This is a genomic window from Xanthobacter variabilis (assembly GCF_043831965.2).
In the GTDB taxonomy this organism is placed as follows: domain Bacteria; phylum Pseudomonadota; class Alphaproteobacteria; order Rhizobiales; family Xanthobacteraceae; genus Xanthobacter.
This window is the reverse complement of record NZ_CM195533.1, coordinates 1,006,265-1,027,844: the sequence shown is the minus strand read 5'-3', so window position 1 is coordinate 1,027,844 and position 21,580 is coordinate 1,006,265. Positions and strand designations below refer to the sequence as shown.

General features: G+C 69.1%; 14 protein-coding genes. 7 read left to right on the top strand and 7 right to left on the bottom strand.

Annotated elements, in window-relative coordinates; all coding sequences use genetic code 11:
- Window positions 1–162: 162 nt before the first annotated feature.
- Window positions 163–714: a hypothetical protein gene (locus V5F26_RS04435; RefSeq protein ID WP_394947813.1), complete on the bottom strand. Its 552-nt coding sequence runs from the start codon at window positions 712–714 to the stop codon at window positions 163–165.
- Window positions 715–1,375: 661 nt separating this feature from the next.
- On the opposite strand from V5F26_RS04435, the gene V5F26_RS04430 reads away from it, so the two are divergent.
- On the top strand, window positions 1,376–2,473 hold the full coding sequence (locus V5F26_RS04430; protein ID WP_394947814.1) for a GGDEF domain-containing protein: 1,098 nt from the start codon (window positions 1,376–1,378) through the stop codon (window positions 2,471–2,473).
- Between the two features lie 53 nt (window positions 2,474–2,526).
- Here the strand turns inward: V5F26_RS04430 and V5F26_RS04425 are convergent, their stop codons facing one another.
- The 4 genes from V5F26_RS04425 to V5F26_RS04410 all read right to left on the bottom strand — a co-directional run bounded on the left by V5F26_RS04425 (window position 2,527) and on the right by V5F26_RS04410 (window position 14,029).
- Window positions 2,527–3,705, bottom strand: a complete 1,179-nt coding sequence (locus tag V5F26_RS04425; protein ID WP_394947815.1) for a TIGR03032 family protein — start codon at window positions 3,703–3,705, stop codon at window positions 2,527–2,529.
- A 126-nt stretch (window positions 3,706–3,831) separates the two neighbouring features.
- Window positions 3,832–10,548 carry an autotransporter outer membrane beta-barrel domain-containing protein gene (locus V5F26_RS04420; RefSeq protein ID WP_394947816.1) on the bottom strand — a complete coding sequence of 2,239 codons (6,717 nt, stop codon included), beginning with the start codon at window positions 10,546–10,548 and terminating at the stop codon, window positions 3,832–3,834.
- A 544-nt stretch (window positions 10,549–11,092) separates the two neighbouring features.
- Window positions 11,093–11,842, bottom strand: coding sequence for a response regulator transcription factor (locus tag V5F26_RS04415; protein ID WP_394947817.1), 750 nt, complete (start codon window positions 11,840–11,842; stop codon window positions 11,093–11,095).
- Window positions 11,843–11,995: 153 nt separating this feature from the next.
- Window positions 11,996–14,029 carry a sensor histidine kinase gene (locus tag V5F26_RS04410; RefSeq protein WP_394947818.1) on the bottom strand — a complete coding sequence of 678 codons (2,034 nt, stop codon included), beginning with the start codon at window positions 14,027–14,029 and terminating at the stop codon, window positions 11,996–11,998.
- A 307-nt stretch (window positions 14,030–14,336) separates the two neighbouring features.
- On the opposite strand from V5F26_RS04410, the gene V5F26_RS04405 reads away from it, so the two are divergent.
- The 6 genes from V5F26_RS04405 to V5F26_RS04380 are packed head-to-tail and all read left to right on the top strand — an operon-like array spanning window position 14,337 to window position 19,238.
- On the top strand, window positions 14,337–14,936 hold the full coding sequence (locus tag V5F26_RS04405) for a thermostable hemolysin (protein ID WP_394058287.1): 600 nt from the start codon (window positions 14,337–14,339) through the stop codon (window positions 14,934–14,936).
- Window positions 14,920–16,395 carry an AMP-binding protein gene (locus V5F26_RS04400; RefSeq protein ID WP_394947819.1) on the top strand — a complete coding sequence of 492 codons (1,476 nt, stop codon included), beginning with the start codon at window positions 14,920–14,922 and terminating at the stop codon, window positions 16,393–16,395. Before V5F26_RS04405 ends, V5F26_RS04400 begins: the two co-directional genes overlap by 17 nt.
- Window positions 16,392–17,060, top strand: a complete 669-nt coding sequence (locus V5F26_RS04395; RefSeq protein WP_394947820.1) for an iron-containing redox enzyme family protein — start codon at window positions 16,392–16,394, stop codon at window positions 17,058–17,060. Before V5F26_RS04400 ends, V5F26_RS04395 begins: the two co-directional genes overlap by 4 nt.
- Window positions 17,050–17,820 (top strand): SDR family NAD(P)-dependent oxidoreductase, encoded by a 771-nt coding sequence (locus V5F26_RS04390; protein ID WP_394947821.1) that lies wholly within the window; start codon window positions 17,050–17,052, stop codon window positions 17,818–17,820. The genes V5F26_RS04395 and V5F26_RS04390 overlap by 11 nt, the downstream gene beginning before the upstream one ends.
- Before the next feature lie 48 nt (window positions 17,821–17,868).
- On the top strand, window positions 17,869–18,546 hold the full coding sequence (locus V5F26_RS04385; RefSeq protein WP_394058294.1) for a tetratricopeptide repeat protein: 678 nt from the start codon (window positions 17,869–17,871) through the stop codon (window positions 18,544–18,546).
- Window positions 18,543–19,238 carry a class I SAM-dependent methyltransferase gene (locus tag V5F26_RS04380; protein ID WP_394947822.1) on the top strand — a complete coding sequence of 232 codons (696 nt, stop codon included), beginning with the start codon at window positions 18,543–18,545 and terminating at the stop codon, window positions 19,236–19,238. The genes V5F26_RS04385 and V5F26_RS04380 overlap by 4 nt, the downstream gene beginning before the upstream one ends.
- A 9-nt stretch (window positions 19,239–19,247) precedes the next feature.
- Here V5F26_RS04380 and V5F26_RS04375 read toward each other — a convergent pair whose 3' ends face one another.
- Together V5F26_RS04375 and V5F26_RS04370 are read right to left on the bottom strand one after the other, a co-directional pair.
- The gene (locus V5F26_RS04375; protein WP_394058297.1) at window positions 19,248–20,621 is read right to left on the bottom strand and encodes a sensor histidine kinase; all 1,374 of its coding nucleotides are present in this window, start codon (window positions 20,619–20,621) and stop codon (window positions 19,248–19,250) included.
- Window positions 20,618–21,295, bottom strand: coding sequence for a response regulator (locus V5F26_RS04370; protein ID WP_234052776.1), 678 nt, complete (start codon window positions 21,293–21,295; stop codon window positions 20,618–20,620). The genes V5F26_RS04375 and V5F26_RS04370 overlap by 4 nt, the downstream gene beginning before the upstream one ends.
- Window positions 21,296–21,580: the final 285 nt, after the last annotated feature.

Here is a 21,580-nt window from a genome sequence, read left to right as displayed (position 1 = left end):
GCGCGCCCGGGCTGTACTCCACACCCGGGCGTCTCCAAGCGAGAATGGACGGAACAGCGCCAACGCCCCTGGTCGCAACGAGACGGGGACCCAAAGGCGAGAATGGCTGAGTCGAGGCCCCCTGGTGGTGCCGAAGGCGCCGGGCATCGGCCATCGCCCCGGTCACGCCCTCAGGCCACGCGCCAAGCGGGCACCGGGCGCCGGCGCCATGGCGCCCGGTGGCTTGCAGGCATCCCGGCATCCGAGCGTTCGCTCCCCCCTTCCCGCTCGCGGCGGGTCAGGCTCGGCCGGTGAGCCTGACCCGCCGCTGTAATGGGCGTCAAAGGCGAAGCGGGTCCGTTCGGGCGGCAAGTGGAAGGCCTCGATGATCGCCGCGCGAAACGCATCGCCCGCCAGTTGCCGGTCGATATAGGCGGTGAAGACCTCATCACGCACGTGGTAGACCACGCGCCCACGGGGCCAGTCCTCGTACTCGCCCGTAAGCTTCAGCCTCTTCCTCAGCCCGGACCAGAAATCGTAATGGGCCATCGCTTCGGTTTTGAAGTCGCCATAGTCCTCCGCATCGGGCCATGGCGTCTGGCAGGTGAGAAGCTCGGGATGGCCGGCCTGCATCACGAACCAGAAGATGCCGACGCAGGCACTGGCGCCATCCACACCGCCCGCCGCCTCGGCGGAGGGGAGCGGGGCCGCGCTCGTCTGTGGCTTGGTGGTCATCGCGGGGTGCTCGTGTTCGGGGGCGCGAAGGGGATGCGACGTGAGTGGATCCGGCATCGGGAAACAGCACTATGTAACCACCATACCGTCTCGATCTCATCCGGGAATTGATACCTGGCACCGGGGCTTCGGGGCAAAATAGTCGCCCCCGCGGGCCGGTTTGCACCATCGCGCGGCCCGTATCGACCCGGCGCGAGCCGGTGAAGGGATGCCCCATGGTCGTTCCGGATTGAATTGATGCACCTGCACTGCGTCAGTTTCGGTCGTCCGTTGGACCGGACCCTACCGCCGAACCAGGAGGCAGGACGGCGGGGGACAGCCGGCGCGGGGAGGCGTCAGGCTTCGATCCGGCAGCGCTCACCGCGATGGCCGATCCGGCGCAAACCAGGGCTGGCAATGCGGCCTAGCGCACGCCAGGGTTAACATTGACCAGACTAATGCTGCGCAATAACGGTAGAAACGTGCGTTGTGAGCTCGCCACTTCCGAGAGTGGACAGCTCCGCCGCCATCTTCAGCGCCCACGGGGCGCGGGGGGATGATCGCGGCGGCCTCATGTGAGCCCGGCCACTTCCGCCCACATTGATACCCGGGAGAGCGTGGCGTGGAATTCAGTCGGTCGCCGGTGCGAAGGGCCCAGGTCGACGGACGGCTCGCGCGCAGGATGACGCTTGCCTATGCCTTCGGCCTCCTGGTTATCGGCCTCCTCACCACGGCGGTCCACCTGCTGCTTGATCGGGTGATCCTCGATCAGCGCGACTCCGCCACCATCATCAACGTCGCCGGGCGGCAGCGGATGCTGTCGCAGCGCATTGCCCTGCTCTCGAACCACCTGAAGAACGGCGACGAAATGAGCCGGGAGCCGCTGCATCAGAGCATTGCCCTGATGGCGCGTTCCCATGCCGCCCTGATCGACGGCAACGACCTGGGCATCATCCATCCCCTGCCGAAGGAGATGCGCGGATATTATTTCGAAGGCCCCAATGCCCTCGATCCCGCGGTGCGCAGCTACATCGCGGCGGCGCGGGAGTTCACGGGCAACGGCTCGCCAGAAGCCTATGGGGAAATCCAGGGTGCCGCGCGAGAGTCCCTTCTGCAGGCCCTCGACGGCGCCGTGACGCTGTTCGAGCACCAGGCCACACGCCATATCGAACAGCTGCGGCGGGTGCAGAAAGCCCTCTTGGGCGGGCTGCTGCTCGCCCTGGTGCTCGAGGCCCTGCTGATCTTCCGGCCGCTGGTGCGCAACGTGGGAGAATACAGCGCCCGGCTCGGCGACCTTGCGGCGCATGACGGGCTGACCGGCCTGTTCAACCGGCGCTATTTCATGGACATGGCACAAGGCACGCTCGCAGCCGCCAGCCATCCGCACCGACAGGCCGTCTCGATCCTGATGATCGACCTTGATCTCTTCAAGCGCGTCAACGACACCTATGGCCATTCCACGGGGGACCGCGTTCTCCAGCAGTTCGCCGAGGTGGCGCGCAAGCACCTGCGCGAGGGCACGGTGCTCGCGCGCATCGGCGGCGAGGAGTTCGCGGTGCTGCTTCCCGACACGAACCGCACGGATGCGGAAATCATCGCCCAACGGCTGCGCCACGCCGTCGCCACCTCCACCCCGCAAGGGCTGCCGGCGGTCACCGTGAGCGTGGGTGTCGCTACCCTCCGGCCCGAGGAAACGCTGCTGGACGAATTGCTCGGCCGTGCCGACCACGCGCTCTACCAGGCCAAGATGCAGGGGCGAAATCGGGTCTGCGTCGATTAGGCTTTGCGCGAGCGCGCGGACCGGGCAGCGGCCGCCCCCTCATCGTCCACCGCTCAGGCCGGGTTCCACCCGCGCTCGCTCAGGGGCCGGTCGGGGGCCTCGATGGTGATGAAGCTCGCCAGTTCCGGGCCGAAGGTGGGCAGCGCCATGGGGCAGCGCACTCCGGGCAGCACCCGCACATCGAACAGCTCGCGCACCCCGCCTTCCAGCCGCAGCCATTCCACGATGTCGCCATGGCGCGTGTCGATGATCTGAACCCCGCACCAGGCGGATGCGCCGCGCCGCTCCAGCTCATCCTGCAAGGCGAGGCCCGAGAACACGCCTTCCCGCCGCGCCAAAGAGAGGCCGACCACCGCGTGGCCATCGTGAAAGGACAGCCCGCGCAGAAAGCCGGGGCAAAAGGCCACCCGCGCCCGCTCCCGGCTCTGAAGGTCCAGCCGGGTGAGATAGCCGTTCCCGGAATCCAGGAACCACAACGCACCCTCATGCAGTCGCGGCGAATGGGGCATGGAGAGACCTTCCGCCACGATCTCGTCGGTGGCGATCTCCACGATCACGCCGCCGTCGCGGCGCCGGTCGCGCCAGCCGTCCACGATATCGGTGGTGGACACGGCGGTGACGTAGCGCGGCACGCCCTCTTCCATGGCCAGGCCGTTGAGGTGGCAGCGATCCTCCGGCGCCAGGCGGGAAATGAAGGGCGGCCGCCACACCGGCTTGAAACTGTGCACCGCGCTGTCGGTGGCGAGGCAGGAATACTTGGTGTTGACGAAGATCAGCCGCCCGCCTGTATCGATGCCGAGCTCGTGCACATCGAGATCGGACACGGTCTGGCCGCGTCGGGGCACATACAGCCGGTCGAAATGCTCATTCGCCCGCTCGTTCGGCGCCAGCACGTTCTCAAAGCGCCAGACCTGCGCGAGGCCGGCCAGAAGCAGCGTCTGTCCATCACCGATGAGGCCCATGGCGCGCACGAAATTGCGCTGGTGAATGGACAGCGCCCCATTCTGCAGCACCCCCACCAGGAAGAGCTGGCCGGTCTGGTAGGAGGTGACGGCGAGCGAGCAATTGTGCAGCGCCAGCCATTGCGGCAACCCGCGCGAACACGTGATGCGGGTGGCGATCTCCTGGGCGGCGGGGGCATCCGCCTGCGCCAGGGGGGCCGGCGCATCCGCAGAGGTTTCGCCGGCAGCCGGCACCGCGGCTTGCGGCGTGTCGTGGGAATCTGTCGTCAAGGTTGCGATGTCCCTCGGGTGGAGAAGGCCGGGCAAGCCGGCCTTCCGCGTCGTGCGGTTTCCTGAAGCGGTTTCCTGGAGTGTCGTCACGCGAGCTGGAGACCAGGGCGCGCGAGGAAAACGCCCCTAGAACTTGTAGCCAAAGCGCAGGGAGCCGCTCTGGCTGAAGTAGTCGTCAGCGATGTTGGCGCCGTACTGTACCTTCATTTCCAAGCCGTTGGCGCCATAGAGGTCGACGCCCGCGAGCATCCGGCCCACCGTATCGGCGATGGGATAGGTGGTCTCGAAGGGCATCATGCCCGGCGTTCCGGCAAAGCGCGCCCTTGAGGTCCACTCGCCGCTCGAGAAGAAGCTCACGCCCAGGTCGAGATAGGGCCGCACGACCAGCCCCGGGGCAAGCTCCGCGCGGGCGCCGAACTCGATGGCGGGGGTGACCCCGAAGACGACGGAGCTGGCGCTGTCCACCATCAGGTTGAGGGCGCCGGCCCCGGTCTCGGTATAGGCCCGCTGCCTCACCCCGATCACGTCCAGATCCACGATCGGCTTGGCATAGAAGCTGTCGCCGAACAGGAACTGGTAGCTGGCGCGGAAGCGACCGAAGGCGAAGCCTGAATCCGGCGTGCCTTCCGCCTGCGCGAACAGGGAGCCGGCCGAGATGGTGCGCGTGGATTCGCCCCAGCTGTAGCCGCCGCCACCCGCGAGGGCGAACAGCCACGGCCCGATCTGATGCTTGAGCGCGATGGCGCCGAAGGCGGTGGTGGTGTTCAGGGTTTCCGCCCGGCTGTCGCCCTCGTACCAGTTGGCGAGATAGCCGATGGTTCCGCCCAGGAACCAGTCATCGGCAAACTCCTTCTGCGCGCCCGTCTGCAGCCCCGCGCCCGAGCCGGAGAAGCCGGACATGCTGGCGGTGGAGCTGCGGTCCATGGTGCCGCCGAGGGCGCGACCCCACACGCAGCTTCCCTCCTCCAGCAGCACTGAGCCAGGCACGAAGTCCGGGCAGCTCAGCACGCTGGAGGCCACCGACACGGCATTTTCAGACGCCGTCGCCAACGGCACCAGGGAGGTGGCCGAATAGAGCTTGGACAGCAGGGTTTCATAACTGGTGGGCGTCGCCGCATAGAACAGGCCGAACACCGCGCCGAGGTCGATCTCGGTGGCGGAGGTCAGGCCCGCCCCGCCATTGGCGGATGCCACCCAGGCCGAGTTGAGGCCCTCTGCCGCCTTGGTGGCATTGGTGCTGGAGGTGCTCCAGCCGGCTGGCGTGAAGTTGGCGCTGGCGACCGAGAAGCCATACCAGCCATTCGACTGCAAGGTGGGCGTGGTGAACTGGTAGAGGAGGGTCGGCAGCACGGTGACGGTGGCATCGTTGCTGCCCTTCACCTGGAACAGGTCGACCGTGTGTCCCGGCAGCAGGGAGGTCGGAGCCAACGTCACGGCGAAGGCGCCCGAGAGGTTGCCATTCACGATGAACTGGTCCGAGCGCCCCTTCGCCATGTCCACGTCCACATGGGCGATGACACCGCCATTGCTGCCGGTGGTGGGAGAGCTCCAGGTCTGCGGCGTCACACCGCTGAAATAGGTCAGGGTCTGGCAGCCCCAGCTGGCGCAGCTGGCCTCGGATTCCGCCGCGGTGGTGACCGGAGTCGCGAGGCCCGCAAGGTCATTGGAGAAGGTGGTCGTGGTGATGTGCCCGACGCCGCCGACATCAATGCTGCCGTAATTGTTGAACACCCCCACATTGGCGACGCTGCCTGTGACGACCGTCGCGGCGCCGGCATTCTTCACCTCGGTGGCACCGCTCGCCGCAAGATCGATATTGCCGCGAATTCGGCCGAAATTGGCGACGGTGACGGTTTCCGCCAGCCCTCCGGACCGGACCGCATAGGCATCGGCCGCCTCCACCGAGAGGGAGCCGCCCGCCTCCACCTTCACGATGCCGGTCGCGGAAGCGCTGTAGATGCCGCCCGCGCTCTCGCCGAGGGCGAGCACATGGCCGCCATCCTGCACCGTGACATAGCTGGTACCGAGGCCGCTCTGGGCCCAGATACCCCACGACCCTTCGCCGGAAACCGCGATGGTCCCGCCCACGGTGACGTCGATGGTGCCGGTGCTGCCGCCATTGCGGTTGAGGGGGCCGGCATAGGTAGTGCCGTTGGCCGCCTGGATCAGGCCACCGCCGCCCGAGAAGGCCTGGGCGAAGATGCCGTGGGCATTGCTGCCCGTGGTGACGATGCGGCTGCCCGACGCGAGCGCGATCGACACCGAGGGATCGCCCCCCGCCGCCGCCTGGCCGGACGCATAGGTGAACGCCGTGCTGCTCCCCGCATTGGCGACGATGGCCTGCGAGGTGTCGGCAATGATGCCGCCGCCGCCGCCAATGGACTGGGCCAGGATGCCGAAGGCGCCGTCGCCACTGGTGACGATGCCGGCGCCCTCGCCAAGGGAGACGCCCACGGCATAGGCCGCGCCCGCCTGCCCGTCGGCATGCTGGAACACCACTTCGTCGATGAGCGCCGAAGGCACGCTGAGCGCGCCGCCACCGCCACCGATGGATTGCGCCAGAACGCCGCTCGCCCGCGCGCCGGAGGTTTGGATGGAGCCTTGCACGTCGACGGTCACGGTACCGGCGTCGCCGGTGCTGCCGCTATTGGTGGTGATGCCGCCCAGCGTCGCCTTCAGCGCCTTCTCATAGCCGGCCCCGCTGGCCGCGGAGGCATTGCCCTGGGCGATGGCCGCGAAGCCGCCGCCGCCGCCGATGGACTGGGCCACCACGCCGAAGGCATCGTCACCCGCCGTCTGGATCATTGTGCCCACCAGGGTGGAGACGGTGACATCCCCGCCGATGCCGGTGGACGCCTGGGTGGAGCTGCCGCCGATATTGAGCTTGATGGAGGGCACGGCAAAGCCCGACACCGCGCCGGTGCCACCGCCGCCGCCGATGGACTGGGCCACCACTCCGCTGGAGGCGAAGCCGGTGGTGGTGATGTTGCCGGCATAGACCTCGACAATCCCGCCACCGCCCCCGGAACCGCCCGAGGCGCCCAGCGACAGCCCGGCATAGAACGGCCCCGACGAACTGCCCGCCGAGGAACCGGTGGAGACCGCCGCCGCGCCGCCGCCGCCGCCGATGGACTGGGCCGTGATGCCGTTGGACAGGATGCCGGAGGTCGCGATGCTTCCGGACACGACGACATCGCTGCCGGCGGCGCCCGAATAGGCCCGTGCGGTGCGGCCGACGATCACCTCGCCGCCATTACCGCCATCGCCACCGCTCTCGCCCGCCGTGATCGCAAGCTCGGAGGTCTGCGCCGCCGTGTCGCCGGAGGGCAGGTAATTGGTGATGGTGCTGGGGGTGGGAACGGTGATGGAGGAATCCCCCGCCCCCGCCATGCCGCCGCCGCCGCCCACCGACTGGGCCAGAATGCCGTCCGACCAGTCGCCGGACGTGACGATGGACCCGGCATTCCAGACCTGGAGGCGGCCGCCCGAGCCGCCATCCGAGCCTTGTGCGCCAAGGCCGATGCTCACGCCCACGGTGCCCGCCGCGGTGCCGCCACCCCCGCCGGCGGTACCGCCACCGCCACCGATGGACTGAACCAGCATGCCGCGTGAATTGTTGCCGGACGTGGCGATGGTGCCGGTGGTGCCATTGCCGGCATAGACATCACCGCCGGTGCCGCCACTGCCGCCCAGGGCGCCAAGGCCAATGGAGAGCGAGGCCGAAACCTTGCCGTCCGCCGCCGTGCTCTTGCCGTTGCCGGTGGTGGCATTGCCGCCGCCGCCGCCGATGGACTGCAGCATGATGCCGTCGGAAAACAGGCCCGATGTGGTGATCGAACCATTGTTATAGGCGCTGGCGCTGGCGCCCGAACCACCGCCGCCGCCGCCCCCGCCCAGCGTGACAGTCACCGAGAAATCAAAGCTTTCCGGGTCGGACGCTCCGGTGGCGTAGTTCACCATCTTCTGCAACACGCCCGCCGACGCATTGGCGTAGGAATCGCCGCCCGCGCCGCCGCCGCCGCCAATGGTCTGGACCAGCATGCCCACCGAGCCGTCGGCATGGGTGGTGATGGTCCCGCCTGCCACGTTGCTGGCCGTGGCCATGGCGCCATTGCCGCCATCACCGCCCGTGCCGCCATGGGAGAAGCTGAGCGCCACCGAGAGGGTATTGCCCGATTCATCGATGGGAACGCCCGCCACCAGCGACTTGGCGGTGGCCGTGCCGCCGGCGCCACCACCGCCGCCGATGGACTGCACCGTAATGGCCGCCGCATCCGCGCCATAGGTGGTGATGGCGCCGGCATTGACGGCTTTGGCTCCGCCACCCGCGCCGCCACCGCCACCGGTCCCGCCGAAGGCGAGGGAGATGCCGATGCCGATGCTGGCCGAAGTGGCCTTGGCGGCGCCGCCCGTGCCGCCACCGCCGCCGATGGACTGCACCAGCACGGCGCTGCCATTGGTGCCCCGGGTGGTGATGGCGCTGTCCGCCGTCAGATGGGCATAGGCGGTTCCGCCCGCGCCACCGCTGCCGCCGGAGCCGCCCTTCGCCACCGAGAGCGCGCCGCCCCAGGTGGTGGCCTTGCCGCCCGCGCCGCCGCCGCCGCCCACCGACTGGACGATGACGCCCGAGGCATAATCCCCACTGACGACCACGGTGCCCGAATTGACCACCGTCGCCTCACCGCCGGCGCCACCGGGGCCGCCATTGCCGCCCACGGCGAAGAACAGGCCGTGCTTGTTGCGCCCCGCGCCGCCGCCGCCGCCGATGGACTGGGCGACGATGCCGTGGGCTTCCGAACCCAGGGTGGTCAGCGTTCCCGAATTGCTCACATAAACGGTGCCGCCGGGGCTGCCCGCGCCCGCGGAGCCGCCGCCGCCGAACAGGCCGGAGGCGCCCACACCCATATTGGTGCCGCCACCGCCGCCGATGGACTGGGCGAGAATGGCGATGCTGCCGCCCACGTCCGCATAACGGGACGCGCCGGCCCAGGCGAGATTGTTGGTGACGGTGCCCGCCGCATAGCCGCCGAAAGTGGAGATGGCCGCGGTGTTGGTGACGGTGACGGTGCCGCCATAGATGTTGGCGCTCTGCCCGCCCACGCCCTGCTGGGTGCTGGACTGGCCGTAATTGTTCGTCTCAACGGTGCCATTGGCATTGAGGGCGATGGCGCCGCTGGAGCTGAGCGCGCCGCCACCGCCGCCGACGGATTGGGCCAGGATGCCGTGGGAATCCACGCCATAAGTGCGGATGACGCCATGATTGATCACGGTGACGTCGGCGCCCGCATCGGAATTGGCGTTCTGGTCGCCCCAGGTAAAGCTGCCGCTGGAGCTGTTGTTGTAGAGCCCGCCACCGGCCCCCGCCGAGAGGGCGAAGACGCCCGACGACTGGGTTCCCGAGGTGGAGATGGACATGACGTTGGTCACGGAGACCGCGCCTGCCTGCCCGCCTATCGCGGTGTTCTTATCGGCGCTGGTCTGCTTGCTCTGGCCAAGCCCGCCCAGGGAGACAGCCACGATGCCCGAGGAATAGGCGCCCTGTGTGGTGATCTGCCCGCTTCCGACGGTCGTCACCGTCACACCGTCGCTGCTGCCGCCCTTGTTGTCCTCGCCGTTGCCGCGCCCGCCATAGCTCAGGGCATAGATGCCGGCCGAGTTTTTCCCGGCGGTGACAAGCTGGGCGGTGGAAGTGCCATAGAGGGTCACCGCGACCTGGCCTGCATTGCCGCCATCATCGCGATAGGCGTCGCCGCCATAGGCAACGGCGGAGATGGCCGCGCCGGTGCTGATGGACCGCGCCGAGAGATTTCCCCCAAGGCTGTTGGGTGCATTGGTGGCGATCGAGCCGGAGAACCCCGTCTCCCGCGTGCCCACCATCACCTGCACCCCGTCGGCATTGCCGCCGCCGCCGTAATTTCCCGTGCGCCCGCCATCACCGCCATACGAGGCGGCGAGGACGCCGGCGCCCCTTTCTGTAGACGCGACGGAACCGGTGACGACGATCTGCACCGTGCCGCTATTGCCGCCCGAGGCCGAACTTTCGGTGGTCAGGCTCGCCGCGCCGCCATGGCCGCCCCGCGATATGGCGACGATACCGAACGATTCCGCGCTGACCGGGGCGAACGACGAGATCACGATGGACCCGCCCGCGCCGCCCGTGCCCGCCGAGCTGGCGGTGGAGCCAGTGCCGCCCAGGGAATAGGCCTGGATGCCGGCACCCGGAGCGTTGGTGATGGCGCCGTAATTGGTGATGACGAGGGTGCCCCCGTCGCCGCCCGAAACGTTCTTGCCGGAACCGGTGGTGTCGTTGCCGCGGGAATAGACGGCAACCCCGTTGAACTGGGTGCTGGCCATGCGCGGCAGGCCGGTGGCCGTCGGGTCAATCATGTTGACCGTCGGCGTGCCCGAGCTGACGTCGATGGTCGCGGAGTTGATGATGTTGATCGACAGACCCGGCTGGCTGATGTGCGGGCTGGAATTATCGTACCAGGTGTAGACGCCGGCATAGGCGTATTGCGATTGCGTCACCGCCCCCGAGGGGATGGTGCATGTGATGCTCTTGGTGGAGGCATCATAATTGGTGGTGATGGTCGCCACGGAAGGGCTGCAACTCGCCTGGCCATAGGCCCGCGAATAGGTCGGCAGCAGCACCGGCAGGCCGACGAGGCTGGTGGCCAGCGCCGTGGACTGGAACATCAGCGTGGTGGCGAGGCGCGCCACATGACGCGCACGCTTGCCGTTTCGATCGGTCGCGACGTTCGCTTCCGTCTTGCAGCCTGTCTCCACGGGCGCGCGGAAATCGTCCCCGCCCGCAACCACGCTCTTCGTCTCCCGGACCATCATCAGGTCAAGCCTCCCCCCTGGCATGAACCCGCTCGGCCATGTGGAAACGCCGCAGGGCGCTCCGCAGGATCGAGATGCTCCTGAAGACCGTGGATCGAAGCAAAGACGACCGCGCACCCCAAGCTCCGGTGGAGCTTCGGGCTCTCCCCGTCCGGCGCCGCAGGACGCCCCCCGATCCGCTCCCCAAGGCCGAACGAACCATGCAAGGGCAACCGCCAAACGGCAGACCCCGACTGCCCTGACAGTCTTCGCCCCCAGAGCCGCGCCCAAGCGGGTGCCCTTGCGGCTTCAATAGGGCAACCGGGAGGAGCCCTGTCAATTACATTTAGGGAATGCGCGAATCTTCAGCGACTTAATGCGGCCTATCTGCTGGGACAATCGGAGACATTTGCGGGTTGTCGCCCGTTATTCCGGAATCGAGATGCGATTCCATTGTCGAAATGAAGTGTAATTACATAAAATTACATATATCGATATGCGACCCACGCGCGGTGTTCCACCGCAGGTATAGCGGCCGGGAGATCGCGGCTCCGGCGGCAAGGCTTCATCCGCCGGGGCGCACCGATGGGTCGCACGGGGCGTCGTGCATGAAGACATAGCCATAGCCGCGCACGGATTGGATCGGCAGGTCGCAGCCGCACCCCTTCTCCACTTTGCGCCGGAGGCGGAAGATCAGAACTTCCAGGTGGGCGGCGCGCACCGTTGGCCCCTCCTGGGTGTCCTGCACGGCCGCGGCGAGGTCGTCGCGGCTGACCGGGCAGCCGGGCGAGTCCATCAGCCGACGGATCAGGCTGCATTCGAGGGGGCTCAGGGTCACCATGCGGCCGGCCGGGCTGGTCAGCACCCAGCGCTCGGGATCGAAGGACCAGCTCGCCGGGCGCTCCAGGCGCTCCAGCCGGGCGTGGAGGTTGCGGATGACGAGTGCCAGCTCGGTCATGTCGAACGGCTTCACCAGATAGTGGTCGGCCCCCAGCGAGAGGCCCGTGAGCCGGTCCTGGCGCGCCGAGCGGCCGGTGAGCATGACGATGCCGGCGCGGCGGTTCAGATGCAGCCGCTCGAGGGCGGCAAAGCCGGTCTCGCCGGGCAGGTTGATGTCCAGCACCACCACATCGGCCGGCGCCGCCTCGAGCGCCCGCTCAAGACCGCCGGCGCTGCCCGTGGCCCGCACCTCCATGCCCGCCAGCCGCAGATAGGCGGCAAGGCTCTCGCAGAGGTCCGCATCGTCCTCCACCACGATCACGCGGATCGCAGCGTTCGGATCCTCCAGGCGTCTCTTCGCGTCTGCCACTGTCATCGGATGCGGTCCACTCCTTTGTCCCGGCGCCACGCCCGCCCCCGCTCAGGGCACCCTGGAACCGGCTCCCGACCATTCCCCATTCCAGGCGACGGGGGAATGCGCCAACCGATCGAGCGGACGCGTTTTCCTCACGCGGACATACATCCGGCCCTAGCCGGGGGATGGCGCGTCAGGGCGTTCCGGAAGGGTGATGACGAAGGCGCTGCCCGGCGCGCCGTCCTCCACCCGCGCGCTGCCGCCATGCAGGGTCGCGACCTGGCGGACGATGAACAGCCCCAGCCCCGCGCCCGGCAAGGCGGCATGGGAGGCCGAGCGATAATAGCGCTCGAAGATCGCCTCGCGCTCCGCCGGATCCACCCCCTGCCCCTCATCGGCAACACGGATCTCGATGGCTCCCCCGCCCGCGCGATACCCGATCTCCACCCGCCCGGAACTGTATTTCAGCGCATTGCTCACGAGATTGCCCACCGCCAGCCGCAGCAACAGGGGATCGACCAGCGCCGGCAGGTCGCGGGGGCCACTGACGGCGATGGTGCGCTCATCCTCGGTCCGCGCATCGGCCGCCACCTCCGCCAGCAGGGCCCGGAGGTCCACCCGGCGCACATTGAGCTGCAGCGCGGCCCGGTCGAACCACTCCTCCGCCAGGAAGGTGTCGATGAGGCCGCCCAGGCGGGTGGCGGCCCGGCCGATCTTGCCCAGCTCACGCGCCTGCATTCCGCCGAGCGGGCTCTCCCCCTCGCGGATCACATGGACCGCCGCGCCGATGGTGGCGAGCGGCGTTCGGAATTCGTGGCTCACCATGGACACCAGGTTGCGCTGCTCGCGCAGGGCCTGGCGCAGCGCCCGCTCCGCCTCCTTGCGGGCGGCATTCTCTTCGCGCAGGGCCAGGGTGCGCGCGTCCACCGCCGCTTCCAGCACCTTCTCGTTCCGCTGCGAGGTCACGAGCAGGCGGTGCTCCAGCTCCCTGCGGGTTTTCTGGCTGCCCTGCATGGCGACGGCGATGCCGATGAAGATGGCGAGGATCTGCCCCAGCACCAAGGCCGGGAACACCCAGGCGCTCAGCGCCGTCAGGGGCAACAGGCCCAGCACCCGGCCCGCATAGGCCATGAGCCCCACATTGTAGACGGAAAAGCCGATGAAATACCAAAGGCCCGCCGTCTCCCCCGCGCGCATCCGGCGGTAGGAGGCGAGGATCGTCAGCGCGCAGAACACAAGCGAGAGCACCAGCAGCACCGGCAGCAATTGCGCGTGCTGCCCGAACGGCGCCAGAACCAGCCCCACCAGGCAGAAGGCCAGGAACCCCTGCATGAAGCGCCGCGTCCACGGCATCTGCCTGAAGCCGCGGAAGATGGCCATGATGGTGACGATCATGGAACAGGCGGTGAGATACAGCAGCGCCCCGTGCAGGGTATAGACGACGGTCGGCGAAAAGCCGGACAGAAGCTGCAGGGCAAGGCCGTTGATGACCACCTGCAGCCCCGTCATCAGGCCGGTGCTGACGCCGAGCAGCACCAGCGTGCGCTCCCGCAGCCACGCGCCCACCACCGCCGCCGCCACGGCCAGCAGCGCGGCCGCCCCCAGCAGCGCCGACAGCACCGTGGTGACGGATACGATACCGCCGACCAGCTCCGGCAGGCGCGACACCTGCACCTGCGCCCGAATGGTGCGGCTGCCGGCGAGACGCACATAGACCACCTGGCCTTCATCGGCCGGCAGATCCATGCGGAACACGAACAGCGATACCGGCAGGTCACGTGCCGCCACCGGCCGGTCGGTGCCAGACATGCGCCACGCATGGGCCGTCCGCCCATCCGCTCCGGCCACCGGCACCAGCGCATCCACCTCCCCCGTCAGCGGATGGGCATCCACCGCGAGCCACCAGGCCCCGCCCCTTTGCCCACCCCCCTGCCCGGTGGCGCGCAGCTCGAACCGCAGCCACCAGGCGCCAGCATTGTCGACGCCTGGATTGAAGGCGCCGGCGACCGGCTCGAAGGCACCGGCGGCGGCCGCGGCTTCCACCGCCGCAAGGTCCATCTCGCCGCCCACATCGTGAAACGCCGCCAGATGGCCTTCCAGGGAGAAGGTGGATTGCGCATCGCTCAACACCAGCGGGGCGGGTCCTTCGGCGGCGGCGCAAAGCCCGCACAGCCAGAGAAGGCCCAGCAGGACCAGCAGCCCTCTCACAGCGCCGCTCCGGCCCACCGCTGGCACCATCCCATCCCCCGTCTGTGACCGCGAGAGCCGCGCGCCCTCGCCGGTCTCTTCACCTCGCCCTTCACCTGATCGCGCCCAAACCGGGTGTCCGGCGCCGCTCCGGGTGGAGCGACCCTTTCGCATGGACGCGGCGGGCTGCATAGCCGTGCCGGCCGACAACCGGGAGCGGTGCCACAAAGTGGCCCAACAATCTCCCCGCGCGCACCGTGTGCCCGTAAGCGGCCTGTAAGCTCAGCTTTGCAAGGTCCGCTCGTTCCTCACGGCAGGACGAGCGGAAATGAGATTCGTGCACATCGCGGAGCCCGACGACGCCGACCGCGTCGACGTGGAAGCCTTCATTCAGAACATTTATGGCCGCCAATATGACGCGCGCATCGCGCGCTTCGCCCGCCAGCTCCTCTGTTGCACCGGGGCGGATGGCGAGATCCACTGCGCCGCCGGCCTGAGGCTGCCCGGCGACGGCTTCTTCTCCGAGCGCTACCTGGACGAGCCGGTGGAAGCCGCGCTTTCCCGCGCCGCCGGCCAGCGGGTCCAGCGCGAGGACGTGTTCGAGGTGACGACCCTGGCGAGCCGCTCCCCGCGCGAGCTCTCCACCTTCATCGACGACATCATCGCCTTCGGCGCCAGCAACGGCCTGTCATGGTGTTTCTTCACGCTCACCCGGCGGCTCGCCTTGCTGGTACAGCGCCGGCACCTCGCTCCCATTCAGCTCGCCGACGCGGACCCCGCGCGCATCCCCGGCGCCGAGGCCTGGGGCCGCTATTACGAGACCGAACCCAAGGTGTTCGGTGTCTGCGGCGCCCGCGTGGCGCGCGCGTCCTTCTCCCTGGCCACGGGGCCCTCGCAGCCGGCGGTGTCCCATGCGCTCCTTCCTTGAGGCGGTGACGGGGCTCGCCCGTCGCGACCCGCACAAGATCGCCTTTTCCGATGAGCGGGGCACGCTCACGCGCTCCTGCCTCCTGGCCAATGCCGCCAGGCTCGCCGCGAGCCTGCCCGATGGGGCGCGCGTGGTCGGCCTGCTGCTGCCCAATGGGCGGGAATGGGCGGTAGCCCAGCTCGCCTGCGTCGCCGCCGGACGCATCGCGGTGCCGCTGCCGCCCTTCTTCAGCCCGCAGCAGCTCGACCATGTGATCCACGATGCCGGCATCGAGCTGGTGCTGACGACCGGGGATGGGGCGCCCGCCGGGCTTCCGGCACGCACCGTCGCCATCACCGGGGACGAGGGGGACGAGCCGGTGTTCCGCGAGGGCTTCGGCGCGGTCATCTATACGTCCGGCAGCAGCGGCCGGCCGAAGGGCGTGCGGCACGAGAGCGGCCAGCTCGGCTGGGAGGCGGCGGCCCTCGCCACCGCCATCGGCGCGCGGGAAGCGGACTCCTATCTTTCGGTGCTGCCGCTGTCGCTGCTGCTGGAAAACCTGTGCGCGGTCTTCGTGCCGGCCCTGGTGGGCGGGCGAACCCACTTCGACACCGCCCTGTCCGACCGAGTGGCGCGGGGCGCCCCGCGCGGCATCGCCGCCGCCTTCGCCGCCCACCGCCCCACCACCAGCGTGGTGGTGCCCGAGCTGCTGCGGGTATGGGCGGGGGAACTCCTGGCCACCGGCGCCCGGGCTCCGGACAGCCTGCGCTTCGTGGCCGCCGGCGGCGCGCCGGTGCCGCCGCGCTTGGCGGATGCGGCCTGGCGGCTCGGCATTCCCGTCCATGAAGGCTACGGCCTTTCCGAATGCTGCTCGGTGGTCGCCGTGAACCGGCCCGGCCTGCGCGCGGCGGGCACCGTGGGCACGCCCCTGCCCGGCCTCACCGTCACGGTGCGCGATGGCGAGATCCTGGTGGAGGGTCCCTCCGTCACCGATGGCTATCTGGGCGGCGGCGGTGCGGCGCGCCCCTGGGCCACCGGCGACCTGGGCGCCTTCGACGCGCACGGCAATCTCATGGTGCACGGCCGCAAGGATAATCTCATCGTCACCGCCAACGGGCGCAACGTCAGCCCCGAATGGGTGGAAACCGCCATCCTCGACGATCCCGGCATCGCCGCCTGCGCGGTGGGCGAGGCGGAGGGCCAGCTTGCGGCCCTTATCGTCCCCACCCCGGCCGCCGCCGGCTGGTTCGCCGCGGCCCCGCCCCATGGCCGGGTGGCGCGCCTTGCCGAAAGCTGCGCGGCCCTGCCCGCTTATGCCCGCCCCGTGCGCGTCGCGGTGCTGGACCTCTCCGAGGCGCGCGCATGCGGGCTCCTCACCGATAACGGCCGCATCCGCCGCGCCATCGCCCGCGCGCTGCTTCAGCGCGCGGGGGCCGCCTCTTCCTCTCCCACCCCTGCCGAGAGCTGTGTCGAACCATGAGCTTCCACGACCGTCTTCTTGAGGCAACCGCGCCCGAGCGTGAGCGCTTCCTCTCCATTCCCCTGGTGCAGCAGGCGCTTACCTCCGGCGGGTCGCGCGACCTTTACGTCGCCTTCCTGACCGAGGCCTACCACCATGTGAAGCACACCTTCCCCCTGCTGGCGCTCGCCGCCGCCCGCACCACCGACGGGCGCTACCAGGCCGCCCTGCTGGAATACATGGAGGAGGAGCGCGGGCACGAAGCCTGGATCCTCGACGACATCGCCGCCATGGGGGGCGATGCGCAGGCGGTGCGCAACGGCCCACCGGGGCCGGCCTGCCGCATCATGGTCGCCTTCGCCTATCACGCCATCGAGCATGTGAGCCCTTATGCCATGCTGGGTTCGGTCCATGTGCTGGAAGGCATGTCGGTGCGCCTTGCCGACCGGCTGGCGGATATTCTCCAGCGCCAGTTCGGCGCCGGCGGGCAAGGCGGCTTTTCCTACCTCACAACCCATGGCAGCCTCGACCAGGAGCATGTCGCCTTTTTCCGCACCCTGGTGGACAGCTTCAACGATCCGGTCATCGAAGACATCATCATCGATCACTCGAAAATGTTCTATCGCCTCTACGGCGACATCTTCCGCGATCTCGGCGCCGGCGTGGAGCTGAGCCATGCGGCTTGAAGGCAAGCGCGTCCTCATCACCGGCGGCGGCTCGGGCATCGGCCGGGCCCTGGCGGAGGAAGCGGCCCGGCGCGGAATGGACGTGGCCCTGTGCGGCCGCCGGCCCGCCGCGCTGCGGGACACCGCCGCCGCCCTGCCGGGCGCGACGCCGCCGCTCCTGATCCCCGCCGACATCACCTGCGCCGCCGATCGCGCCCGCATCGCCGCGAGCATTGATGCTGAATGGGGCGGCCTCGACGTGCTGGTGAACAATGCCGGCGTGGTGGAGGGCGGCCCCGTGGAGCAGGTGGGCGATGCGGCGCTGGACACGCTGTTCCACACCAATGTGACCGCGCCCATCGCCCTGACGCGGGAACTGGCGCCCCTGCTCGCCGCCGCGCGGCCGGCACGGGTGGTGAATGTGGGCTCCATGTTCGGCGACATCGCCTATCCCGGCTTTGCCGCCTATTCCGCCTCCAAGTTCGCGCTGCGGGGCTTTTCCAGCGCCCTGCGGCGGGAATGGAAGGGGCTCGGCATCGGTGTCACCTATGCGGCGCCGCGCGCCACCCGCACTGATGCCGCCTCCGCCTTCGACGGGCTCATCGCTGCCACGGGCATGACCCTCGACGCGCCGGAGCGGGTCGCCGCCGGCATCTGGCGTGCGGTGGAACGGGAGCGGGACGAAACCTATCCGCCGGGCGCCGAACGCCTGTTCGTGCTGGTCCAGCGCCTCGCCCCCAAGCTCATCGACCGCGCCCTGTCCCGCACGGCCGCCGCCTGAGACGGCCGCCCGGACATCCTCCCCCACTTCATTCCAAGGACAAGATCCATGCGAACCTCTTCGCACACCCGGCTTCACGCCGGCCTCACCGCCCTTATGCTGCTGGCCGCCCCCGCCGCCTGGACCACCGCCGCCCAGGCGGACGATGCCCTGGGCGCCCAGGTGAAGCAGCTCCAGATCAAATGGGAGACCATCAAGTTCACGGTGCCCGAGGGCGACAAGCAGACCGAGCAGATGAACGCCCTCGGCACCGAGGCCGACGCCCTCGCCGCCAAGTATCCGGACCGGGTGGAGGCGCTCATCTGGGATGGCGTCGTGACCAGCGAGCGGGCGTCCATGGTCAATCCCATTTCCGCTTTGTCGCTGGCGACGCGCGCCCGCGACACGCTGGAGAAGGCCTACAAGATGAACCCGGACGCACTGGAGGCCGGCGCCCCCACCAGCCTCGGCGTGCTCTATTATCGCGTGCCCAGCTTCCCGGTGGCGTTCGGCGACAAGGCGAAGGCCCGCCACCTGCTGGAGCAGGCCACTGCGGCCGCCCCCAACGGCCTGGACGCCTGGTACTTCTACGGCGACTTCCTGCTGAGCCAGGGCGAATACGCGAAGGCGCGCGAAGCCTTCACCCATGCCCTCGCCATCCCCACCCATCCGGACCGGCCGCTGTGGGATGAAAACCGCCGCCTCGTGATCCGCGAGAAGCTCGACACCATCAAGGCCAAGCTATGACCCGTCCCGAACCCGGCGCCCCGGCAGCGCCGACGGCGGCGCTCGATCCGGACCGGAGCCTGTGGCACCGGCTCGGCGCCCAGCTCGCCCATCCGGAAGGCCCGTGGGGCGCGCTCACGGGCCGCCTCATGGCCCGCATCAATGCCCGGCCGTACCGCCACGCCATCGCCGCGCTCGGGCCCTATCCGGACCACCGGGTGCTGGAGATCGGCTTCGGCCCCGGGGCCGGGCTCGCGGAGCTGGCCCGGCGGGTGACGCGCGGCCATGTGGCGGGCCTGGAGGGCTCGCAGGCCATGCTGGAGCTCGCCCGCGCCCGCAATGCCGAGGCCATCGCCGGTGGCCGGGTGTCCCTCGCGGCCGGTGACTTCCGCCACCTGCCCTGGGCGGATGGGAGCTTCGATCGGGTGCTTGCCGTCAATGTCGCCTACTTCTTCGACCCGGCCGGCCGGGCGGTCAGCGAGATTGCCCGCGTGCTGAGGCCCGGCGGGCGCGCGGTTCTGTATGTCACCGATCGCGCCACCATGGCCCGCTGGCCCTTCGCCGGACCGCAAACCCATGTGACATATGATGAAGACGACCTGCGTCGCCTGCTGGTGAACGGCTTCCCGCCATCGGCCGTCAGTGTGCGGCCGCTCGCGCTGCCGTTCGGCATGAAGGGGCTGGTCGCGATCGCGCGGCGGCCGGAAGATTGAGGCGCCGCCTCACGCCCCATGGCCCGGCGCAAGGGCGGTGAAGATCATCTCCGCGCAGGCGCCGCCGGTCGCGGGGTTGGTGAGCTCCAGGCGGCCGCCGTGCACCTGCATGGTGCGCTCGACGATGGCGAGGCCGAGCCCCACCCCCTCGCGCCGATCGCTGCGCACCAGCCGGCGCCGCCGCCCCTCGGCATCCAGCAGCGGGCAGGGAAAGCCGGGCCCGCGATCAATCACCCGGATGGCCGGTCGCGGGGTGACCTCCAAGGTGATGAGACTGTTTTCGGGGGCATGCTCCAGCGCGTTTTCCGCAAGGTTGCGGACGGCCCGGAACAGATCGTCGCGGCCGCCGGGCACGATCACCGGCTCAGCGCCGGCGAGAACCTCGATGTGCCGACCCCGCGCGATCACCCGCGGCGCCAGGAAGGCGGCCGCCTCCCGCGTCACCTCCCGAAGGTCCACCTCATCGCCGGGCTCGATGCGGAAGCGGCCGAGGCGCACCCGGTCCAGAAGCTGTTCCACCAGCCGTTCCATGCCCGCCAGCTCGCGTTCGAGCACCCGCGCATAGGGCGCATCCACCACCGCGAGCTGCGCCTTCATGACCGCCAGCGGCGTGCGCAGCTCATGCGCCATGTCGCCGGAAAACTCCTCCTGGGCGCGATAGCCCTCGCGCAGGCGCTCCAGTGCCAGGTTCACCGCCCGCACCAAGGCCAGCACATCGTCGGGCAGCCCCTTTTCGCTCAGGGCGACGGAAACCCCGCCCGGCTGGATCGCCTCGGCCTCGGTGACGGTCTGCTCCAGGGGGCGCAGCGCGAGGCGGGCCACCAGGAGATTGGTGCCGAGCATCAGCAGCATGAACGGAATCCAGAGCCAGGCGATGTCCTGCAGGAACTCCTCCAGCACTGAATCGAACACCACATCGCTGCTGGGAAAGGCCACCTGCACATAAGCCGGTGGCGAAAAGCCATCGAGCCGCAGCGAGACGCCATAGAGCGTTTCCGGCGAATTGCCCCTGGGCAGCTCGAAATAATGCTCCTCCACGTCCTCCACCGGCATGAGCGCCTCACGGGTGTCGGCGGAGCCGGCGAGGCGTGCGCCACTGGGGCCGAGGACGATGAAGTGGCCCCCTTCCTGGTTCATCCGCCGGGTCGTGGACTGGCGGATCGTGGCCACCACCTCGCCTCCCGCCATGTGCACGTCCTTAGCAAGGTGCACGTCCTTGGCGATGCTCACGGCGAAGCTGTGCAGCGTGCCCTCGCGAAAGCGCGTGTTGATGGCGTCGAAGCGGATGTAAAGGAAGACGGCGGTGATGCAGACCGCCAGCACGCTGACCGCGATCATGCCCAGCATCAGACGCCCGAACAGGCCGCGGAAAACGCGCCTCACGCCTGCCGCCCCGCCAGCAGATAGCCGATGCCCCGCAGGGTGTGGATCTCAACGTCGGCGCCGATGCTGGCGAGCTTGCGGCGCAGACGATGAATAAGCACCTCGATGGCGTTGGAGCTCACTTCCTCGCCGAACCCATACAGCGTGTCCTCCAGCGCCGGCTTTGAAATGACGGTACCCGCCCGCCGCATCAGCAGTTCCAGGGCGGCGGTTTCGCGGCGGCTCAAGTCGAGCACGCTGCTGCCAATGCGCACGCGCCGCGCCGCCGCGTCCAGCTCCACATTGCCTTCGTGCAGCACCGGGCTGACCGCGGCGCGCGGCCGCCGCAGCAGGGCTCGCACCCGCGCGATCAGCTCATCCATGTCAAACGGCTTGCGCAGATAGTCATCTGCGCCGCCATTCAGGCCGGCCACAACCGAGGACGCATCGTCGCGTGCCGTCAAAAGCAGAATGGGCGTCGACACGCCGCGCTGCCGGGCGATCTCCAGCAGTTCCATGCCATCGCGGTCCGGAAGGCCGAGATCCAGCACCACCGCATCGTAGGTCGCGACCGCTATCGCAGCTTCCCCATCGGAAACATTACTCACGGCGTCGACGGTAAAACCCGCCCCGCGCAGCGCGCCGGCGACCAGAAGATTCAAGTGCCTGTTGTCTTCGACCAGCAGCAATCGCATCAATGAAACTCGATGAGCTCGCCACTTCAGAAATATAATTGTGGCGGAATCGCGCTTCCCCCGCGCCAGATTGCCGGGGAGACCTGATCAACATCGATAAAATTATCCGGTGCGCTTGGCGGCATGCGCGCAAGAGGCGCCATGGCCGGAGCGCAGGCACGGGCCGCCGGCGCCAGCGGTTGCCTCTTGGCGGCCTCTCAGGAGGCTCGCGCGGCGACGTAACGAAAAATAAACAACTTGATCGCGCGTATTAGCCATTGCACAATCATTGCGGGTATTGGCCAT

Coding starts and splice junctions, on each gene's coding strand:
- V5F26_RS04435 (WP_394947813.1), bottom strand. CDS start 714: ATGACCACCAAGCCACAGACGAGCGCGGCCCCGCTCCCCTCCGCCGAG.
- V5F26_RS04430 (WP_394947814.1), top strand. CDS start 1,376: ATGACGCTTGCCTATGCCTTCGGCCTCCTGGTTATCGGCCTCCTCACC.
- V5F26_RS04420 (WP_394947816.1), bottom strand. CDS start 10,548: ATGATGGTCCGGGAGACGAAGAGCGTGGTTGCGGGCGGGGACGATTTC.
- V5F26_RS04415 (WP_394947817.1), bottom strand. CDS start 11,842: ATGACAGTGGCAGACGCGAAGAGACGCCTGGAGGATCCGAACGCTGCG.
- V5F26_RS04405 (WP_394058287.1), top strand. CDS start 14,337: ATGAGATTCGTGCACATCGCGGAGCCCGACGACGCCGACCGCGTCGAC.
- V5F26_RS04400 (WP_394947819.1), top strand. CDS start 14,920: ATGCGCTCCTTCCTTGAGGCGGTGACGGGGCTCGCCCGTCGCGACCCG.
- V5F26_RS04395 (WP_394947820.1), top strand. CDS start 16,392: ATGAGCTTCCACGACCGTCTTCTTGAGGCAACCGCGCCCGAGCGTGAG.
- V5F26_RS04390 (WP_394947821.1), top strand. CDS start 17,050: ATGCGGCTTGAAGGCAAGCGCGTCCTCATCACCGGCGGCGGCTCGGGC.
- V5F26_RS04385 (WP_394058294.1), top strand. CDS start 17,869: ATGCGAACCTCTTCGCACACCCGGCTTCACGCCGGCCTCACCGCCCTT.
- V5F26_RS04380 (WP_394947822.1), top strand. CDS start 18,543: ATGACCCGTCCCGAACCCGGCGCCCCGGCAGCGCCGACGGCGGCGCTC.
- V5F26_RS04370 (WP_234052776.1), bottom strand. CDS start 21,295: ATGCGATTGCTGCTGGTCGAAGACAACAGGCACTTGAATCTTCTGGTC.